The 14,022-nt window shown below is 64.5% G+C and carries 13 protein-coding genes; 3 read left to right on the top strand and 10 right to left on the bottom strand.

Going from position 1 to position 14,022, the window contains the following annotated elements:
- The 4 genes from Q0J74_RS07255 to Q0J74_RS07240 all read right to left on the bottom strand — a co-directional run.
- On the bottom strand, window positions 1–902 hold a 902-nt coding region (locus Q0J74_RS07255), incomplete at its 3' end, for an alginate O-acetyltransferase AlgX-related protein (protein WP_297212748.1).
- Between the two features lie 12 nt (window positions 903–914).
- Window positions 915–2,321, bottom strand: coding sequence for an MBOAT family O-acyltransferase (locus tag Q0J74_RS07250; protein WP_297212746.1), 1,407 nt, complete (start codon window positions 2,319–2,321; stop codon window positions 915–917).
- Between the two features lie 13 nt (window positions 2,322–2,334).
- Window positions 2,335–2,703, bottom strand: a complete 369-nt coding sequence (locus tag Q0J74_RS07245) for a VOC family protein (RefSeq protein ID WP_297212744.1) — start codon at window positions 2,701–2,703, stop codon at window positions 2,335–2,337.
- Between the two features lie 38 nt (window positions 2,704–2,741).
- Window positions 2,742–4,058, bottom strand: coding sequence for a chloride channel protein (locus Q0J74_RS07240; protein WP_297212741.1), 1,317 nt, complete (start codon window positions 4,056–4,058; stop codon window positions 2,742–2,744).
- Between the two features lie 176 nt (window positions 4,059–4,234).
- On the opposite strand from Q0J74_RS07240, the gene Q0J74_RS07235 reads away from it, so the two are divergent.
- The 3 genes from Q0J74_RS07235 to Q0J74_RS07225 all read left to right on the top strand — a co-directional run bounded on the left by Q0J74_RS07235 (window position 4,235) and on the right by Q0J74_RS07225 (window position 7,786).
- Window positions 4,235–5,581, top strand: a complete 1,347-nt coding sequence (locus Q0J74_RS07235; RefSeq protein WP_297212739.1) for a hemolysin family protein — start codon at window positions 4,235–4,237, stop codon at window positions 5,579–5,581.
- Window positions 5,582–5,790: 209 nt separating this feature from the next.
- On the top strand, window positions 5,791–6,273 hold the full coding sequence (locus Q0J74_RS07230) for an RNA polymerase sigma factor (RefSeq protein WP_297212736.1): 483 nt from the start codon (window positions 5,791–5,793) through the stop codon (window positions 6,271–6,273).
- Window positions 6,266–7,786, top strand: coding sequence for a hypothetical protein (locus Q0J74_RS07225; RefSeq protein WP_297212734.1), 1,521 nt, complete (start codon window positions 6,266–6,268; stop codon window positions 7,784–7,786). The genes Q0J74_RS07230 and Q0J74_RS07225 overlap by 8 nt, the downstream gene beginning before the upstream one ends.
- 35 nt (window positions 7,787–7,821) lie before the next feature.
- Here Q0J74_RS07225 and miaA read toward each other — a convergent pair whose 3' ends face one another.
- From miaA to Q0J74_RS07195, 6 genes are all read right to left on the bottom strand, one after another.
- The gene (miaA, locus tag Q0J74_RS07220) at window positions 7,822–8,727 is read right to left on the bottom strand and encodes a tRNA (adenosine(37)-N6)-dimethylallyltransferase MiaA (RefSeq protein ID WP_297212732.1); all 906 of its coding nucleotides are present in this window, start codon (window positions 8,725–8,727) and stop codon (window positions 7,822–7,824) included.
- Window positions 8,724–9,263 carry a signal peptidase I gene (lepB, locus tag Q0J74_RS07215; RefSeq protein ID WP_297212750.1) on the bottom strand — a complete coding sequence of 180 codons (540 nt, stop codon included), beginning with the start codon at window positions 9,261–9,263 and terminating at the stop codon, window positions 8,724–8,726. Before lepB (Q0J74_RS07215) ends, miaA begins: the two co-directional genes overlap by 4 nt.
- A gap of 131 nt (window positions 9,264–9,394) precedes the next feature.
- On the bottom strand, window positions 9,395–9,955 hold the full coding sequence (gene lepB / locus Q0J74_RS07210; RefSeq protein ID WP_297212730.1) for a signal peptidase I: 561 nt from the start codon (window positions 9,953–9,955) through the stop codon (window positions 9,395–9,397).
- Complete coding sequence (locus Q0J74_RS07205) at window positions 9,952–12,162, bottom strand: ATP-binding protein (RefSeq protein WP_297212728.1); 2,211 nt, start codon at window positions 12,160–12,162, stop codon at window positions 9,952–9,954. Before Q0J74_RS07205 ends, lepB (Q0J74_RS07210) begins: the two co-directional genes overlap by 4 nt.
- Entirely contained in the window at window positions 12,159–13,241 is a 1,083-nt protein-coding gene (locus tag Q0J74_RS07200) for a metallophosphoesterase family protein (RefSeq protein WP_297212726.1), read from the bottom strand. Before Q0J74_RS07200 ends, Q0J74_RS07205 begins: the two co-directional genes overlap by 4 nt.
- Before the next feature lie 14 nt (window positions 13,242–13,255).
- The coding region (locus Q0J74_RS07195; protein ID WP_297212723.1) for a TIGR00282 family metallophosphoesterase at window positions 13,256–14,022 on the bottom strand (767 nt) is incomplete at its 5' end.

Raw genomic sequence — 14,022 nt, 5'->3', positions numbered from 1 at the left:
GCCACCCGCTCGGGAAAGCACACCGACTGGCTGAAGGGTCCGGAGCGGGTAAAACTGCCGTCGCTGTTGGTGTAGGTCAGGTCGGTTTCAAATTTGGGGGTAAAAATGGTGAAGTCGTCCACTCCGGCGTACAGGCTGCCCACCCGCTTGCCCTGGCTGCCCAGGAAAAAGTCCTCCAGCACCTGGGTATCCCAGTTGTTGGGGTTGGTGAGGGCGGATGGAGTCTCCAGTCCGTAACGCAGATCCATCTGTCCCGCCAGATACTGCCAGGCAAAAAAGGCCGCCTCCGGCTTCCAGTGGTGGTCGGTATTGAAAAACCAATTGGAGTAGATCCCGTTGCCTTCAAACACCGGGCGCAGGTCCAGGTAGTCCACTCCCAGCCGGTCCAGCCCGGCCAGGTAGGCGTCGCAGCAGGCGTTTCCGCTCTCCTCCAGCCCCTGGGGAAGCAGCTGCACACCCCGCTGAATCTTCTGGGGGGCAGCCACATAGAGATAGGGAATCCCCTGGCTCTTCAGGGCGGCGGCGAAATCCGCCGTGGCTTTCGCCCGGACCTCCACCTCCGCACCCGGTTCCTCCGCCGTACCCAAATTGACAAAGTTCAGCGCCCCGGTGGAGAGCTTGGCCACCGTGTTGCCCGCCACCATGTCCTGAATCACACGCCGGCCGGAGAGGCGCTGTACCCCCCCGTAGAGCTGGATAAACAGGTGGTCCCGGTCCAGATCGCCGTTTACCGCCGTTTCCGCCTCCTCCAGCACCATCGACGGGTCCCGGCTCCGCATCGCGGACTTGAGCAGGCCCTCCAGCTCTCCTTCTCCACCTAAAAAGGAGGTGAGCACCAGCAGCAGGCCGCCCGCCGTCAGCAGCAAAAAGAGAAGGGCGGTGATGGTATTGCGTCGTCTCATAGCTGTCTCCCGTCAGAAATTGAAGTAGATAAAGGGATTGTAGGTCCCCTTGATGATGAAGCTGGCCGACACCAGGAACACCGCCGCCGCCAAAAGGGCATAGCCTACGTCCAGCACCGGGCTTTTCCACTTGGCCGCCCGGTCCCGCAGCCAGGGCGCCACCGGCACGGCAAATACCGCCCCCGCCAGCAGCACCATCCAGTTCTCCCGGAGGAACAGGCCGGTCTCCCCGCTCCACAGTCCGGCGCCCCGGCCCAGCATGGCCCCCAGGTAGCCCGCCGCCGCCCCCAGGCCGTCCGCCCGGAATACCACCCAGGCGAAATTGACCATCAGGAAGGTGAACAGCCACCGGCACACCTCCGGCCAGCCCCGGCCCAAGTGGCCGTACTTTTCCAGTACCAGCAGCACAAAGTAGAACAGTCCCCAGGCCAAAAAGGTCCAGTTGGCCCCGTGCCAGATGCCGGTGAGAAGCCATACCACAAACAGGTTGCGAATATGCTTTCCCCGGGAGGACACCCGGCTGCCCCCCAGGGGGAAGTACACATAGTCCCGAAACCAGGTGGACAGGGAAATGTGCCACCGCCGCCAGAACTCGGTCACCGACTGGGAGAGATAGGGATACTGGAAGTTCTCCAGGAAATGAAAGCCGAACAGCTTGCCCAGGCCGATGGCCATGTCGGAGTAGCCGGAAAAGTCATAATAGATCTGCAAGGTATAGCACAGCGCCCCCAGCCAGGCGAAGGAGGTGGTGAGTTTATCCGCCCCCTCCAGCAGGAAGGCCCGGTCGGCCACCAGCGCCAGCTGGTTGGACAGCAGCACTTTCTTCCCCAGGCCCACAATAAATCGGGCGCAGCCGGCGGAGAAGTCCTCCCAGGTCTCCCGGCGGTGGTCGATCTGGTCGGCCACCGTCTCGTACTTGACAATGGGGCCGGCAATCAGCTGAGGGAAAAAGGAGATGTACAGCCCCACCTTCAGGGGGGAGCGCTGCACCTGACCCCGGCCCCGCTTCACGTCCAGCACGTAGCTCAAGGCCTGGAAGGTGAAGAAGGAGATGCCGATGGGCAGTTCAATCCCGGGGATGACAAAGGCGGCCCCCAAGCGGTTTAAAATACTTAGCGTAAAGGTAAGATACTTAAATACAAACAGGATACCAAGATTGAACAGCACCGCCAGCACCACGGGGAGGCGGGCGCCGCCGCGCCGTCCGTCCCGGTCCACCCACAGGCCGAAGCCGTAGTTGACCGCGATGGAGAGCATCATCACCAGCACAAACCATGGCTCCCCCCAGGCATAAAACACCAGGGATGCCAGCAGCAGAAAGATATTCTGGGCCTGCCGCCAGGGCCGCAGCAGCAGATAATAGACAATCAGCACTCCGGGCAGAAACAAAAACAGGAATACGGAGCTGGAAAATAGCACAGGGACGCCTCCTTCACTTCTCCGCCGGAACCAGCTCGATCCAGTATCCGTCCGGGTCCTCGATAAAATAGACCCCCATATCCGGACTCTCAAAGCAGACACAGCCCATGGCCCGGTGCCGCTCCAGCAGTTCCGCGAAGCGGTCGGTGCGGAAGGCCAGGTGATACTCCTGCTCCCCCAGGTCGTAGGGCGCCTCCCGGTCCCGCAGCCAGGTCAGCTCCAGTTGAAAGCCGGTCTCCCCATCGCCCAGGAAAATCAGGCGGAAGGACCCGTCCGGGGCGGTCTTCTCCCGCACCGGCTCCAGCTCCAGCGCCTGCCTGTAAAAGGCGACGGACCGCTCCAGGTCCAACACGTTAAAATTGAAATGGTCAAAACTCAGCATCTGGTCTCCTCCTGACTCCCGCCCGGGCGCCGCAGCGGTCAGTCGCCCTCGTCGTTGGCGTTCATGTTGATAAATTCCGGCCGCAACTTACTGTACATGATTTTTTGTTCGCTGTACAGTCCGTAATAGCCGGAGAGCATGTAAGATACCGCCAGGCACACCGCGAACAGGCACAGACTCTGGCCGGTAAACAGCCCCAGGCTGTCTCCCGCGAACAGCTCCAGGGAGAGCAGCAGGGAGCTGATGGGGCAGTTGGTCACCCCGCAGAATACGCTCACCATTCCCAGGCCCGCCCCAAAGGAGGGGTGGAGTCCCAGCAGAGGGGCCACGGTGCAGCCGAAGGTGGCGCCGGTAAAAAACACCGGCACGATCTCGCCCCCCTTGAAGCCTGCCCCCAGGGTAATGGTGGTAAAGAGCATTTTGAACAGGAAGGCCTCCGGCCGGGCCTGGCCGCTCACCGCGGCGTGGATCACCGCCTCCCCCGCGCCGTTGTAGTCATAGCTGCCCGGATTCCACAGCCACACCAGGAAGGTGAGGGCGATCACCAGCCCGCCGCCCACCGCCGCCCGTGCGGTGGGATTGGGCAGGAATTTCTCATACAGGTGAGGGGCGGCGTGCATCAGCCGGCAGAAGCAGATGGACAGCAGGGCAAAGAGAATGCCCATGCCGATGATCTGGAGGAGGGTGAGCGGACTGAGGTTGGGAATGCCCTCCAGGGGAAAGGCGGTGGCAGGTACCTGAAAGGCCTGGGCCATCCACAGGCCTACAATGGCGGAGAGGACGCAGGGGACAATGGCGGCGTAATAGAGCACCCCCACACTGGTGACCTCCATGGCAAACATGGCCGCCGTGAGAGGGGTACCGAAGAGGGCGGAGAAGGCCGCCGCCATGCCGCACATGGTAATAATCCGGCTGTCCTTGTCGTCCAGGCGCATCCACTGGCCGATTTTGGAGGAGATGGAACCGCCGATCTGGAGGATGGCCCCCTCCCGGCCGGAGGAACCGCCCAGCAGGTGGGTGATAATGGTGGAGAGAAACACCAGCGGCGCGGTGCGCAGCCGCAGGGGCTTGTTCTCCCGCACCGCCACCAGCACAAAGTTGGTACCCCGGTCCCCCTCCATCCCGCACACCCGGTACAGCCACACAATGGCCACGCCCCCCAGAGGCAGCAGCCAGAGCAGCCAGGGATTGGCGCGGCGCAGACCGGTAACGGCGGAAAAGGCGTAGTAAAAGGCCGTGGCCACGCCGCCGCACACCACCCCGCAGATGCCGGCAAACACGAACCACTTTACAAATGTCAGGGCGTGCTCCCCCCGGGGCAGCCCCGCCGGCAGGCGCTGCTGCACTGTCTTCATTCCCGCTCCCCCTTTTCCTCCGCCGGACCCAGACCCGGCGCAGACGCTTCAACAGTCCCCATTATAACATGGTTGAGAACTTTTTTCCTCATTGTTATGGATTTTTTTTGCAGCTGTGCTATACTGACTGTGTATCTGTCAAGCTTGCTACATGGAATATAAGAGGAGGAATTACTTTGCAGCCCCCATTATGGCCTTCGCTTGGATTGCAGGTCATACTTTTCGCACTGACCGGCTTCTTCGCCGCCGCTGAGCTGTCCATTCCCGCCCTGGAGGAGGAGCAGCTCCGCCGCCAGGCGGAAGAGGGCGACCGCAAGGCCGCCCAGCTGCTCCGGCTGGCCGCTCATCCCATCCGTACCCGGACCACCATCCAGCTGTGTGTCACCCTGTGCGGCTTTTTCTCCGCCGCCTGGGCCGCTCTGGCTTTCGGCCTGCCTCTGGGCCGGTGGGCCGCGGCCTGCTGGGCGCTGGAGGGCGGCTCCGCCCGGGCGGTCCGGGTCCTGGCCGCCGCCGCCGTCACCTTGGCGGTCGCCCTGATCGCCCTGGCCTTCGGTTACATTATCCCCCGGCGGATCTCCCTCCACCGCAGGGAGGGAACCGCCCGGCTCACCTGCGGCCCGGTGGCCGCCCTGTCCGTTCTGCTACTCCCCCTCACCGCCCTGTTGGAGGGTATCAGCGGCCTGACGCTCCGTCTGCTCCACCTGGACCCCCACCCCGACCGAACCCCGGTGTCCGAGGCGGGCATCCGAAAGCTGGTGGACATCGGGGAGGAAAAGGGCGCCATCGAGAGCGACGAGAAGGAAATGATCGAGAATATCTTCGAGTTCAACAACATGACCGCCGCCGATGTGATGGTTCACCGCACCGACATGGTGATGCTGTGGGTGGACGACCCTCCGGAGGAGATTGAACAGACCATCGAGCGCTCCGGCCTGTCCCGCTTCCCGGTGTATGAGGAGGACGCCGACGACGTGATCGGCATTCTCAACACCAGAGAGTGGCTGCTCAACGCCAGAAAACAGACCCCGAAGCCCCTGCGCCAGCTGCTCCGTCCGGCCTACTTCGTCCCGGATTCGGTGCGCACCGACGCGCTGTTTCGGGATATGCAAAGCAAAAAAATCCACCTGTCCATTGTGGTGGACGAGTACGGCGGCACCGCGGGGCTGGTGACTATGGAGGACCTGCTGGAGGAGATCGTGGGCAACATCTACGATGAGTTTGACCCCCAGGAGGATCAGGAGATCATTCCTCTGGGAAACGGCCGGTGGCGCATCGCCGGTTCCGCCGAGCTGGAGGAGATCGGCGCGGCTCTGGACGTGGCGTTCCCCGAGGACGAGGACAGCGAGACCCTGGGAGGCCTGGTGTTCGCCCAGCTCAGCGTGATCCCAGAGGACGGCAGCCATCCGGAGGTGGAGGTATACGGCCTGCACATCCGGGTGGAGGAACTGACCGACCGGAGGGTGGAGTGGGCCACCGTCACCCGGACTGCTCCCGCCCCGGAGGAGGAGCCTGCCCCGGCATAGGACCGTTTCAGGAAACGGCCGATTTTGATTTGATTTTGTCGCTTGCAGGCGGTGAAACTCTGCGAGGCTTCCTTTGAGGAAGGTTTTGCAACATTCTGAGGAGATGGGACGCCCCGGCGTCTCGTCTCCTTTTTTCGACCTTTCCTGTGACAAATCCGGCGTCCCGTTCGTATTTAAAGTGAAGCCATTCAGACAAAGGGGGGACGCCCATGGACAAAGCCAGCTTCACCGCCGCGGTGGAGCGCTACCAGGACACGGTGTACCGGGTGGCGCTCCACGCCCTGGCCAGTCCCCAGGACGCGGACGACGCGGTGCAGGAGGTCTTTCTCAAGCTGTACACCGCCCAGAAGCCCTTCCAGGGGGAGGAACATCTGCGGCGATGGCTGCTGCGGGTGACGGTGAACCACTGCCGGGACGTGCTGCGCAGCCCCTGGAGAAAGCGGCGGACCTCCCTGGAGGAGCTGCCGCCCCAGCCGGTATTTCAGCAGCCGGAACAGGCTGCCCTGTACCAGACGGTGATGGCCCTGCCGGAAATCTACCGCATTGTGCTGGTGCTGTTTTACTACGAAGAGCTTTCGGTGCAGGAAATCGGGAAGCTGCTGGACCTGGAGTTCTCGGCGGTAACCACCCGGCTGTCCCGGGCCAGGGCCAAGCTGAAGGAGCAGTTGGGGGAGGTGTGGCAGAATGAGTAACCGGTCATTCTATCAGGAGACCTTTTCCCAGGTACACAGCTCCGTCCACCTCCGCTGGGAGGACTTTGCACAGCCCAGGAAGAGGCGGCCTGCCCGGCGCCTGTGGCTGCTTGCGGCTGGCATCGTCCTGCTGGCCGCCCTGTCCGCCGGAGCGGTAGCCGCCCACCTGTTGGGGCTGCGGGATCTGGTGCTGCCCCAGGAACAGCCAGCCTCCTCTCCCAGGCAGGCCGCCCAGTGGGCCACGCTCAGCCTGTCCGGCTATCTGTACACTCCTGAAAGCCAGGCTCTGGCAGAGTGGAACGATTTCCTGACCACCTACGATCCGGATGGTGCCATTTTAAGCGTGGTGGGCAATTATCCGGAACCCGCTCTGGACAAGTACCACTGCTATCTGGTCTACACCCAGGATATGGCGGACAAGCTGGAGGAGATTGCCGCCAAGTATGGCCTGATCCTACACATCTGGGAGCATGTGGTGGAAACCCAGGATGACTGGATCGCCCTGCTGGGAGATTTTCTGGGGGACAGCACCGCCTATTCAGGCATGATCGCGGAGGACGGCACCTTCCACTATGACGGATACCTGATCCCTGACAGCGGCACCCGACTGGATTACCAGTTCCGCCGCAGCGTCAAGGGGTCCCTCAACGACGCCTATTTTACCGTGGATGATCTGTCCGTCTACGAGGAGTGGTACTACAAGACCGACGAGGGCTGGGACCTCACCCTGGATTTGGGACCGGGCCGGGGCTTCCTGCTGGCCGACCTGGGGGACTGCTTTATCTTCGTCACCGTATTGGGAGGCACCAATCAGGGGGTGACCAAGCAGGACATGAAAAACCTGGCGGACAGCTTCGACTTTTCCCTGCTCACCCCCGCACATCCTCTGGACGAGGCCTTCCGGGCGCCGGAACCCCAGCAGAGTGTCCCGTCCGGCCCCAAACTGCCCGACGGCATTGCCGGCGTGCTGGCGGAGGACGGCGCCCTTTACGACACCACCGGCGGCGTCACCACCACGCTGTCCCGGTTCCTGGACGTCAACGCCCCGGAGGGCTACCGGCTGGCGGCGGACTCCTACGCCGTTGTGGACCTGGAGCAGGACGGCACACTGGAGGCCGTGCTTCTGCTGACCCTGGACGCCGGCACCGACTATGGCCATCTGGTGCTGCGGCAGGGGAGCGACGGAACCGTTTACGGTTACGCCCTGGGCAGCCGGGAGTTGATGGATTTAAAGGCAGACGGCACCTATTCCTATTCCTACGGAGCCGGCTCCAACGGTTTTGGCCAGATGCTCTTCTCTGAAACCGACGCTTCGGGTACGGTTTGCCACGACTGGGCCACCGCACCTATCAGTTATATGGATACCGTCACCGATGCCCACGGCACCACCCACACCGACTATTATTGGAACGAACAGCCCATCTGCCAGGGGGTATATGAGGACGCCCTGGCGGCCCAGCAGAGCAAGGAGGATGCCTCCTGGCATTCCATGCAGGAGATACAGGCGCCATAAGCAGCAAAGGGGCGGCCCGCCGGGCCGCCCCTTTGCTATGCTTGCAGAAATTGCTCCACCGCGTCCGCGGCCTGGGTGAGAAAATCCCCCTCCATATCCAGCCACAGCACGTCCCTGTCCTTTTTGAACCATACCACCTGCCGCTTGGCAAAACGCTTGATGGCCCGGCCCAATTCATCCTTCAGTCCCTCCAGGGTGGGAATCTTCCCGGTGAGGTACCAGAGGATGTAGCGGTACTCCAGCCCCAGCCGGTCCAGAAATTCGTCGCTGACGCCGGCAGAGCGGAGGTTCGCCACCTCCTCCAGCATCCCGGCGTCGATGCGGGCCTGGAGGCGGTCGTCAATGCGCCGGCACACCACCTCCCGGGGAAAATTCACCCCCAGCAACAGGCAATCGTATCGGGGGCAGGCCGAGGGGACTTCCCAGCTGCCGGACAGGGCCTTTTCCACCGAGCGCATAAGCCGGTGGCGGTTGTTCTCCTCCCCGCCGGTGAGGGTAACGCCGGTTTTCTCCCGTAAAACGGCGTACAGCTCGGCGTTGCTCTTTCTCTCCAGCGTCTCCCGCAGGGCGGGGTCTGGCTTGCTGCCGGAAAAGACAAAGCCCCGGGTCACTGCCCGGACGTACAGCCCGGTACCCCCCACCAGGATGGGGATCTTGCCCCGCTCCAACACATCGTCGATGGCGGCGTAGGCCGCCATTTGAAAGTCGGCCACCGAGTAGGGCTGTCCCGGCTCCACCACATCCAGCAGGTGGTGGGGGACACCTCTCATCTCCGCCTCCGTCACCTTGCCGGTCCCCAAATCCAGACCCTTGTACACCTGCCGGGAGTCGGCGGAGATCACCTCGCCGTTATATCTCCTGGCCAGCTCCACTCCCAGGCCGCTCTTGCCGCAGGCGGTGGTACCCAGTACCACCACCAGTTTGGGCAGCCCCGCCGTCATGCCGCCGCTCCGTGGACAACAGCGCCGAAGTTCTGGAAGGGCAACAGCACCCAGACCGCCCGGCCCAGCACATACCGCTCATCCACCGTACCCAGGGTCACATCCCGGCTGTCGGAGGAGTGGTTGCGGTTGTCCCCCATGACGAAGATGGAACCCTCCGGCACCTCCACGTCGGTGAGGCTCTCGCCCATGGGACGCACCATGGCCTCGTTGATATAGGGCTCGTCCAGCACCTCACCGTCCACGGTGACCGTACCGGCGGCGTAGTCAATCTTCACGTGCTGGCCGCCCACGGCGATCACCCGCTTGACAATGGGACCCTCGGCGGCATCAAACTCCTTGGTAAGCACCACCACATCCCCCTGTTTGGGGGTATAGCCGATGCTCTGGAGCAGCAGCATGTCCCCATCGTGGAGGGTGGGAACCATGGAGCTGCCCGACACGCCGATGATCCGCCCAATGAAAGTAAACACCAGAATCAGCAGCACCAGGGCCAGCACCAGCGCCTGGAGCCAGAAGTAGAGGTCCACCTTCATAGAGTCGCCGCTGGACAGCGCTTCCTTCTGCTCCAATTGCTCATGTTTATCCAATCTCACCTTGAATCAGCTCCATTTACGAATAGCCCCATTATAGCGCGGCCCGCTCCCGATTGCAAGGGAAGGATATCTCACCCCGCCGGGCCAAAATTTCGAAGGGGAAACAGCACCCACACCGCTTTCCCCAGCAGATAGCGCTCGTCCACCGCACCCAGGGTCACATTCCGGCTGTCGGAGGAGTAGTTGCGGTTATCCCCCATGACGAAGATGGAACCCTCCGGCACCTCCACATCGGTAAGGCTCTCACCCATGGGACGCACCATGGCCTCGTTGATATAGGGCTCGTCCAGCACTTCACCGTCCACGGTGACCGTGCCGGCGGCGTAATCGATGACCACACGCTGGCCTCCGGTGGCAATGACCCGCTTGACGATGGGACCATCGGCATCCTCAAATTCCTTGGTAAGCACCACAATGTCACCCTGTCTGGGGGTATACCCCACACTCTGGAGCAACAGTAAATTGCCCCCCTCCAGGGTGGGGAGCATGGAGATACCGTCCACCACAATGATTCGCCCCAGGAAGGTGAATATCAAAATCAGGGCAGTCAGCACCGCCGCCGCTGTCCCCAGCCAGAAGTAGAGCTCTCTTTTCAGAGACCAGGACAAGTCCTCCTGTTTCTCCTCTCTCATCGCTCCACACCCCTCTGCCAGGCCGCCTCCCGGCTGTGGCAGGTGAACAGCAGGATCTGCCGCTGCTTTCCCAGCTCCGCCAGGGTCTCCAGGGCCAGGGCCATCCGCTCGTCGTCAAAATTGGCCAGTGCGTCATCCAGCACAATGGGGCAGGGTTCCTCCTGGGGCAGCACCAGCTCGCACACCGCCAGGCGCACCGCCAGGTAGAGCTGGTCGGCGGTACCCCGGGAGAGCACCAGCGCCCGCCGGGGCAGCAGCCCGTCGCGCTCCTCCGCCAGGGCCTCAAACTCCCGGGTGAGGGCTACCTTGTCGTACTTGCCGCCGGTGAGGCGGGCCAGCAGCTCCCCCGCCCGCCGGTTCAAGGCGGGGGAAAACCGGGCCTGGAGGCCGGAATGAGCCTGCTCCAGGGTCTCCAGAGCGGCAGTGAGGGCGGCATACTCTCGCCGCCGGCGGTCCAGCTCCTCCAAAATGGCCTCCCGCCGGGCGGTCAACTCCTCCCGGTCCCCCAAAGTGTTCCGCTCACCTTGAGCCATGGCCAGGCCGCTGCGCAGCCGGGACAGCTCTCCTTCCGCCGCCTCCAGCCGGGCGGCGGTTTCCGCCGGATCAAACCGGGGGGGTACCCCGTTGTCCTCCAGGCCCTCCTCGGGCCGGGGCAGGCCGTCCGCCAGGGCCTGGGCGCCCTCCAGCTTCACCCGGGCGGTGGCCAGCCGCTGGTCCAGATTCAGCGCCCGGGAGATGGCGGCGGACACACCGAAGGTATCCTTCACCGTGGGGGCAAAGGTGTGGACCAGCGCCAGCAGGCTGGCCCTTGTCTCCTGGTCCTGGGCGGTAAGCTCTTTCAGGGAGCGCTCCACCGCCTCCCGGCGGCGGGCGGCCTCGGCCGCCACCACACACCGCTCCCGATAGTCGTTGGCCCGGGCCAGGATATCCTGGGGCGTCTGTACCTCATAGCGTTCCAGTACCTGCGCTCCGGCGGAAGCCGCCCGCTTCTTCCACAGCGCCGCCGCCACAAGCAGGCCCACGCTTACCCCGGCCAGCACGCCGCAGGCCGCGCCTCCCATCCAGGGGGCGGGCAGCGCCCCGGCTAAGGCCAGCGCCAGAGAGGCGGCGGCCAGCACCAGGGCGGCAATGCCGCCCCCCGTCAGGCCGCCGGTGCGGACGGTCTGTCCGGCCCGCTCGGCGTCGGCGCTGGCCTGCCGCCAGGCCTCGTCCGGGGTCAGGCCGGGGAAGAGGGCATCAACAGCGGCGGCGTTGGCCGCCGCCTCCGCCGCCCTGGCCTCCTCCAGCTGGCTCTCGGCCAGCTTTTGGTTGGCGTGGAGGGTATTGAGGTAATTCAGCTCCTCCTGGGCCTTCCGCAGGGTATCCGCGTCGGGCGGCGCCCCGTAGCGATCCCGCTCGGCGGCAAGAGCATCCACCTGCTCCCGGGCCTGGGCCAGGGCCGCCTGGCCCTCCTCCCAGCGCCGCCGCCGGGCCGCCATGGCCCGGGCCAGGTGGGCCTGCCGCTCGGCCAGCAGCAGCTTGTGCTCAGCCTGGAGCCTGTCCAGCTCCCGCCGGACCTCCTGGGACAGGCGGAAAGCCTTGGCCTGCCGGGCCAAAATCCCCTCCACCTCCGCCAGCTCCCCCTCCAGCCGGGGGATAAGGCCGGTTTTGTTGTGCTGGCGGCGGTTGCGCCAGTCCCGCAGCACTCGCTCCACCTGGGAATAGGACACGTCCTCCTCCCCACTGGAGGCCAGGGCTGCGATGCGGGCCTCCAGGGCGGGGGCGCCGTCAATGGCCGCACCCCCCTGGCTCACAAAGGCGGAGCGCTCAAATACCTCCCGGGGGACCCCCAGCAGGCTCTCCCCCGCCGCGTCGGCGGTGAGGCCGGCCACCGGCTCCCCGGTATCGGTATACACCGCTTCAAAGGCGCCGAAGGGGCTGTTCCCCCTGGGACCCCGGCGGAGGGTGATGGCCCGGCCTTTCCATTCCAGGTCCAGCACGCCCTCCATGGGTGAACCGCTCCAGGGCTGATAGCGGTTTTTTTCCGCAATGTAGTTCTGCCTGTCCCGTTCTTTGGTGTTAATGCCGTAAAACATGGCCCGCAGAAAAGCCGACCAGGTGGACTTGCCCCCCTCGTTGGGGGCGGTGATGATGTTCAGGCCCTCTTTCAGGGTGAGTTCCTGGCGGTCCAGGCCCCCAAAGACGGCACGCATACGCTTGATTTTCATGGGCAAGGGTCCTCCCCGTGTTCCAGGGCCGCCAGGGCAAACCGGGCAGCCAGGTCTCGCTCCTCCAAGCCCTCCGCTCCCTTTAGCTGCCGCAGCACCAGTCCGGTGAGACTGTCCTCCCCCGCCCGGTCCCACAGGTCCCGGATGGGACGGGTGCGGTCCCGGAGGGCCACGCTGAAATAGCAGGGCTGCGCCAGGGCGGTGAGCGCGGTGAGGTCGGGGGAATCAAAGCTCCGCTGGCCGGTGAGCACAATCCGGCAGCAGTCTCCGGTGGGGGCGGCGGGCAGTACGGCGCAGAGGGCCTCCTCGGCGCTGTCCATTCCGGTGACATCCACCTCCACCAGGCGGTACTGCCGCCGGGAGAGGGGGGCCAGGCGGGCGGACAGGGTCTGCCTGTCCGCCGCCGTAACCACCAGCACGCCCTTCTCCCCCGTCTCGTCAAAGCCCCGGCCCTCCGGACAGCCGGGGTAGGCCCAGAAGGTGTCCCCTGCCTTTTGCAGACCGGAGCAGGTGTGGACGTGGCCCAGGGCCAGATAGGTCAGGCCGCTGGCGGCGATGTCCGCCGGATCAATGGGGCCGTACCGTCCCTGACCCGCCACGTCCCCGTGGAGGACCATCAGATGGAGGCGTCCGTCCCGGGGAGCGGAAAAGCCCAGGAGGGGGGAGCGGTCAGCCTGAGGGGTGGTGAAAGCCGCCCCGTGGACCACGCAGCCCAGCTCCGGCAGCTCCACGGCCTGGGGCTGTACGGTGGAGAAAATGTGTACATTGTCCGGCCACGCCGTACCGGCGTACACCGACCGGGGGGCATAGGGGTCGTGGTTTCCGGGGGCAATAAACACCGGCACCTTCATCTGGCCCAGGGTACGGGAGAGGGCCTCCACCGTCTCCTGATAGGTTTCCCCTCCGTCCAGCAGGTCCCCGGACAGCAGCACCAGCTCCGCCCCCTCGCTCTGCGTCAGGTCGGCCAGCCGCTCCAGCAGCTGCCGCTGCTCACTCCGCCGCTGCCGGGCCTGCTCCGGAGTGAGGGCGGCAAAGGGGGCGTCCAGGTGAAAATCCGCCCCGTGAATGAATTTCAGCATCGCTTGCGTTCCTTTCAGTCGTGGAGGTCCAGCCGCTCCACATCCACACAGCGGCGGGCTTCGGTATCAATGGAGAAGACCACACTCTCCAGCTTGCAGGGTCCGTCGGCAGGCTCAAACCGCCGGGGCAGCCCGCCCAGAAAGCGGTTGATGGCCTGCTCCGGCCGGATGCCCAGCACGCTGCGGGCCGGGCCGGTCATGCCCAGGTCGGTGACAAATCCCGTCCCTCTGGGCAGAATCTGGGTGTCGGCGGTGGGAACGTGGGTATGGGTCCCCCACAGGGCCTGCACCCGGCCGTCCAGATACCAGCCCATGGCCCCCTTCTCGCTGGTGGCCTCGGCGTGAAAGTCCACCACCACCACGTCCACCCCCTCCATCCGTTTCAAAATCCGGTCGGCGGTGGTAAAGGGGTTTTCAAAGTTGCTGTCCATCTCGCACCGGCCAATCAGGTTGATTACCCCCACCCGCAGGCCGGACGGTCCGTCGTATACCCCCCAGCCCCGACCGGGTACCCGGTTGGTGTAGTTGGCGGGGCGGAGGGTACAGCGGTCGTCCTCCAGAAAGTCGGCGATCTGGATGCGGTTCCAGGTGTGGTTGCCCAGGGTGACCACATCGGCCCCGGCGTCAAAAATCTCCCGGGCCTGCCGGGGCAGAATGCCCACACCGGAGGCGTTCTCCCCGTTGACCACGGTGAAGTGGATGTTTTTCAGCTTCTTCAGCTGGCGCAGGTGGCGGCTCAGGCAGTCCAGACCGCCGTCTCCCACCACATCGCCTACCGCCA

It is taken from the genome of uncultured Flavonifractor sp., assembly GCF_944387675.1.
Lineage (GTDB): Bacteria > Bacillota > Clostridia > Oscillospirales > Oscillospiraceae > Flavonifractor.
The sequence above is the reverse complement of the archived record's forward strand: the minus strand, read 5'-3'. Positions and strand labels throughout refer to the sequence as shown.

Bases quoted from the DNA above. Each gene is read 5' to 3' on its own strand.
- Q0J74_RS07245 (WP_297212744.1), bottom strand. From the start codon at position 2,703: ATGCTGAGTTTTGACCATTTCAATTTTAACGTGTTGGACCTGGAGCGG.
- Q0J74_RS07240 (WP_297212741.1), bottom strand. From the start codon at position 4,058: ATGAAGACAGTGCAGCAGCGCCTGCCGGCGGGGCTGCCCCGGGGGGAG.
- Q0J74_RS07230 (WP_297212736.1), top strand. From the start codon at position 5,791: ATGGACAAAGCCAGCTTCACCGCCGCGGTGGAGCGCTACCAGGACACG.
- Q0J74_RS07225 (WP_297212734.1), top strand. From the start codon at position 6,266: ATGAGTAACCGGTCATTCTATCAGGAGACCTTTTCCCAGGTACACAGC.
- miaA (WP_297212732.1), bottom strand. From the start codon at position 8,727: ATGACGGCGGGGCTGCCCAAACTGGTGGTGGTACTGGGTACCACCGCC.
- lepB (WP_297212750.1), bottom strand. From the start codon at position 9,263: ATGAAGGTGGACCTCTACTTCTGGCTCCAGGCGCTGGTGCTGGCCCTG.
- lepB (WP_297212730.1), bottom strand. From the start codon at position 9,955: ATGAGAGAGGAGAAACAGGAGGACTTGTCCTGGTCTCTGAAAAGAGAG.
- Q0J74_RS07205 (WP_297212728.1), bottom strand. From the start codon at position 12,162: ATGAAAATCAAGCGTATGCGTGCCGTCTTTGGGGGCCTGGACCGCCAG.
- Q0J74_RS07200 (WP_297212726.1), bottom strand. From the start codon at position 13,241: ATGCTGAAATTCATTCACGGGGCGGATTTTCACCTGGACGCCCCCTTT.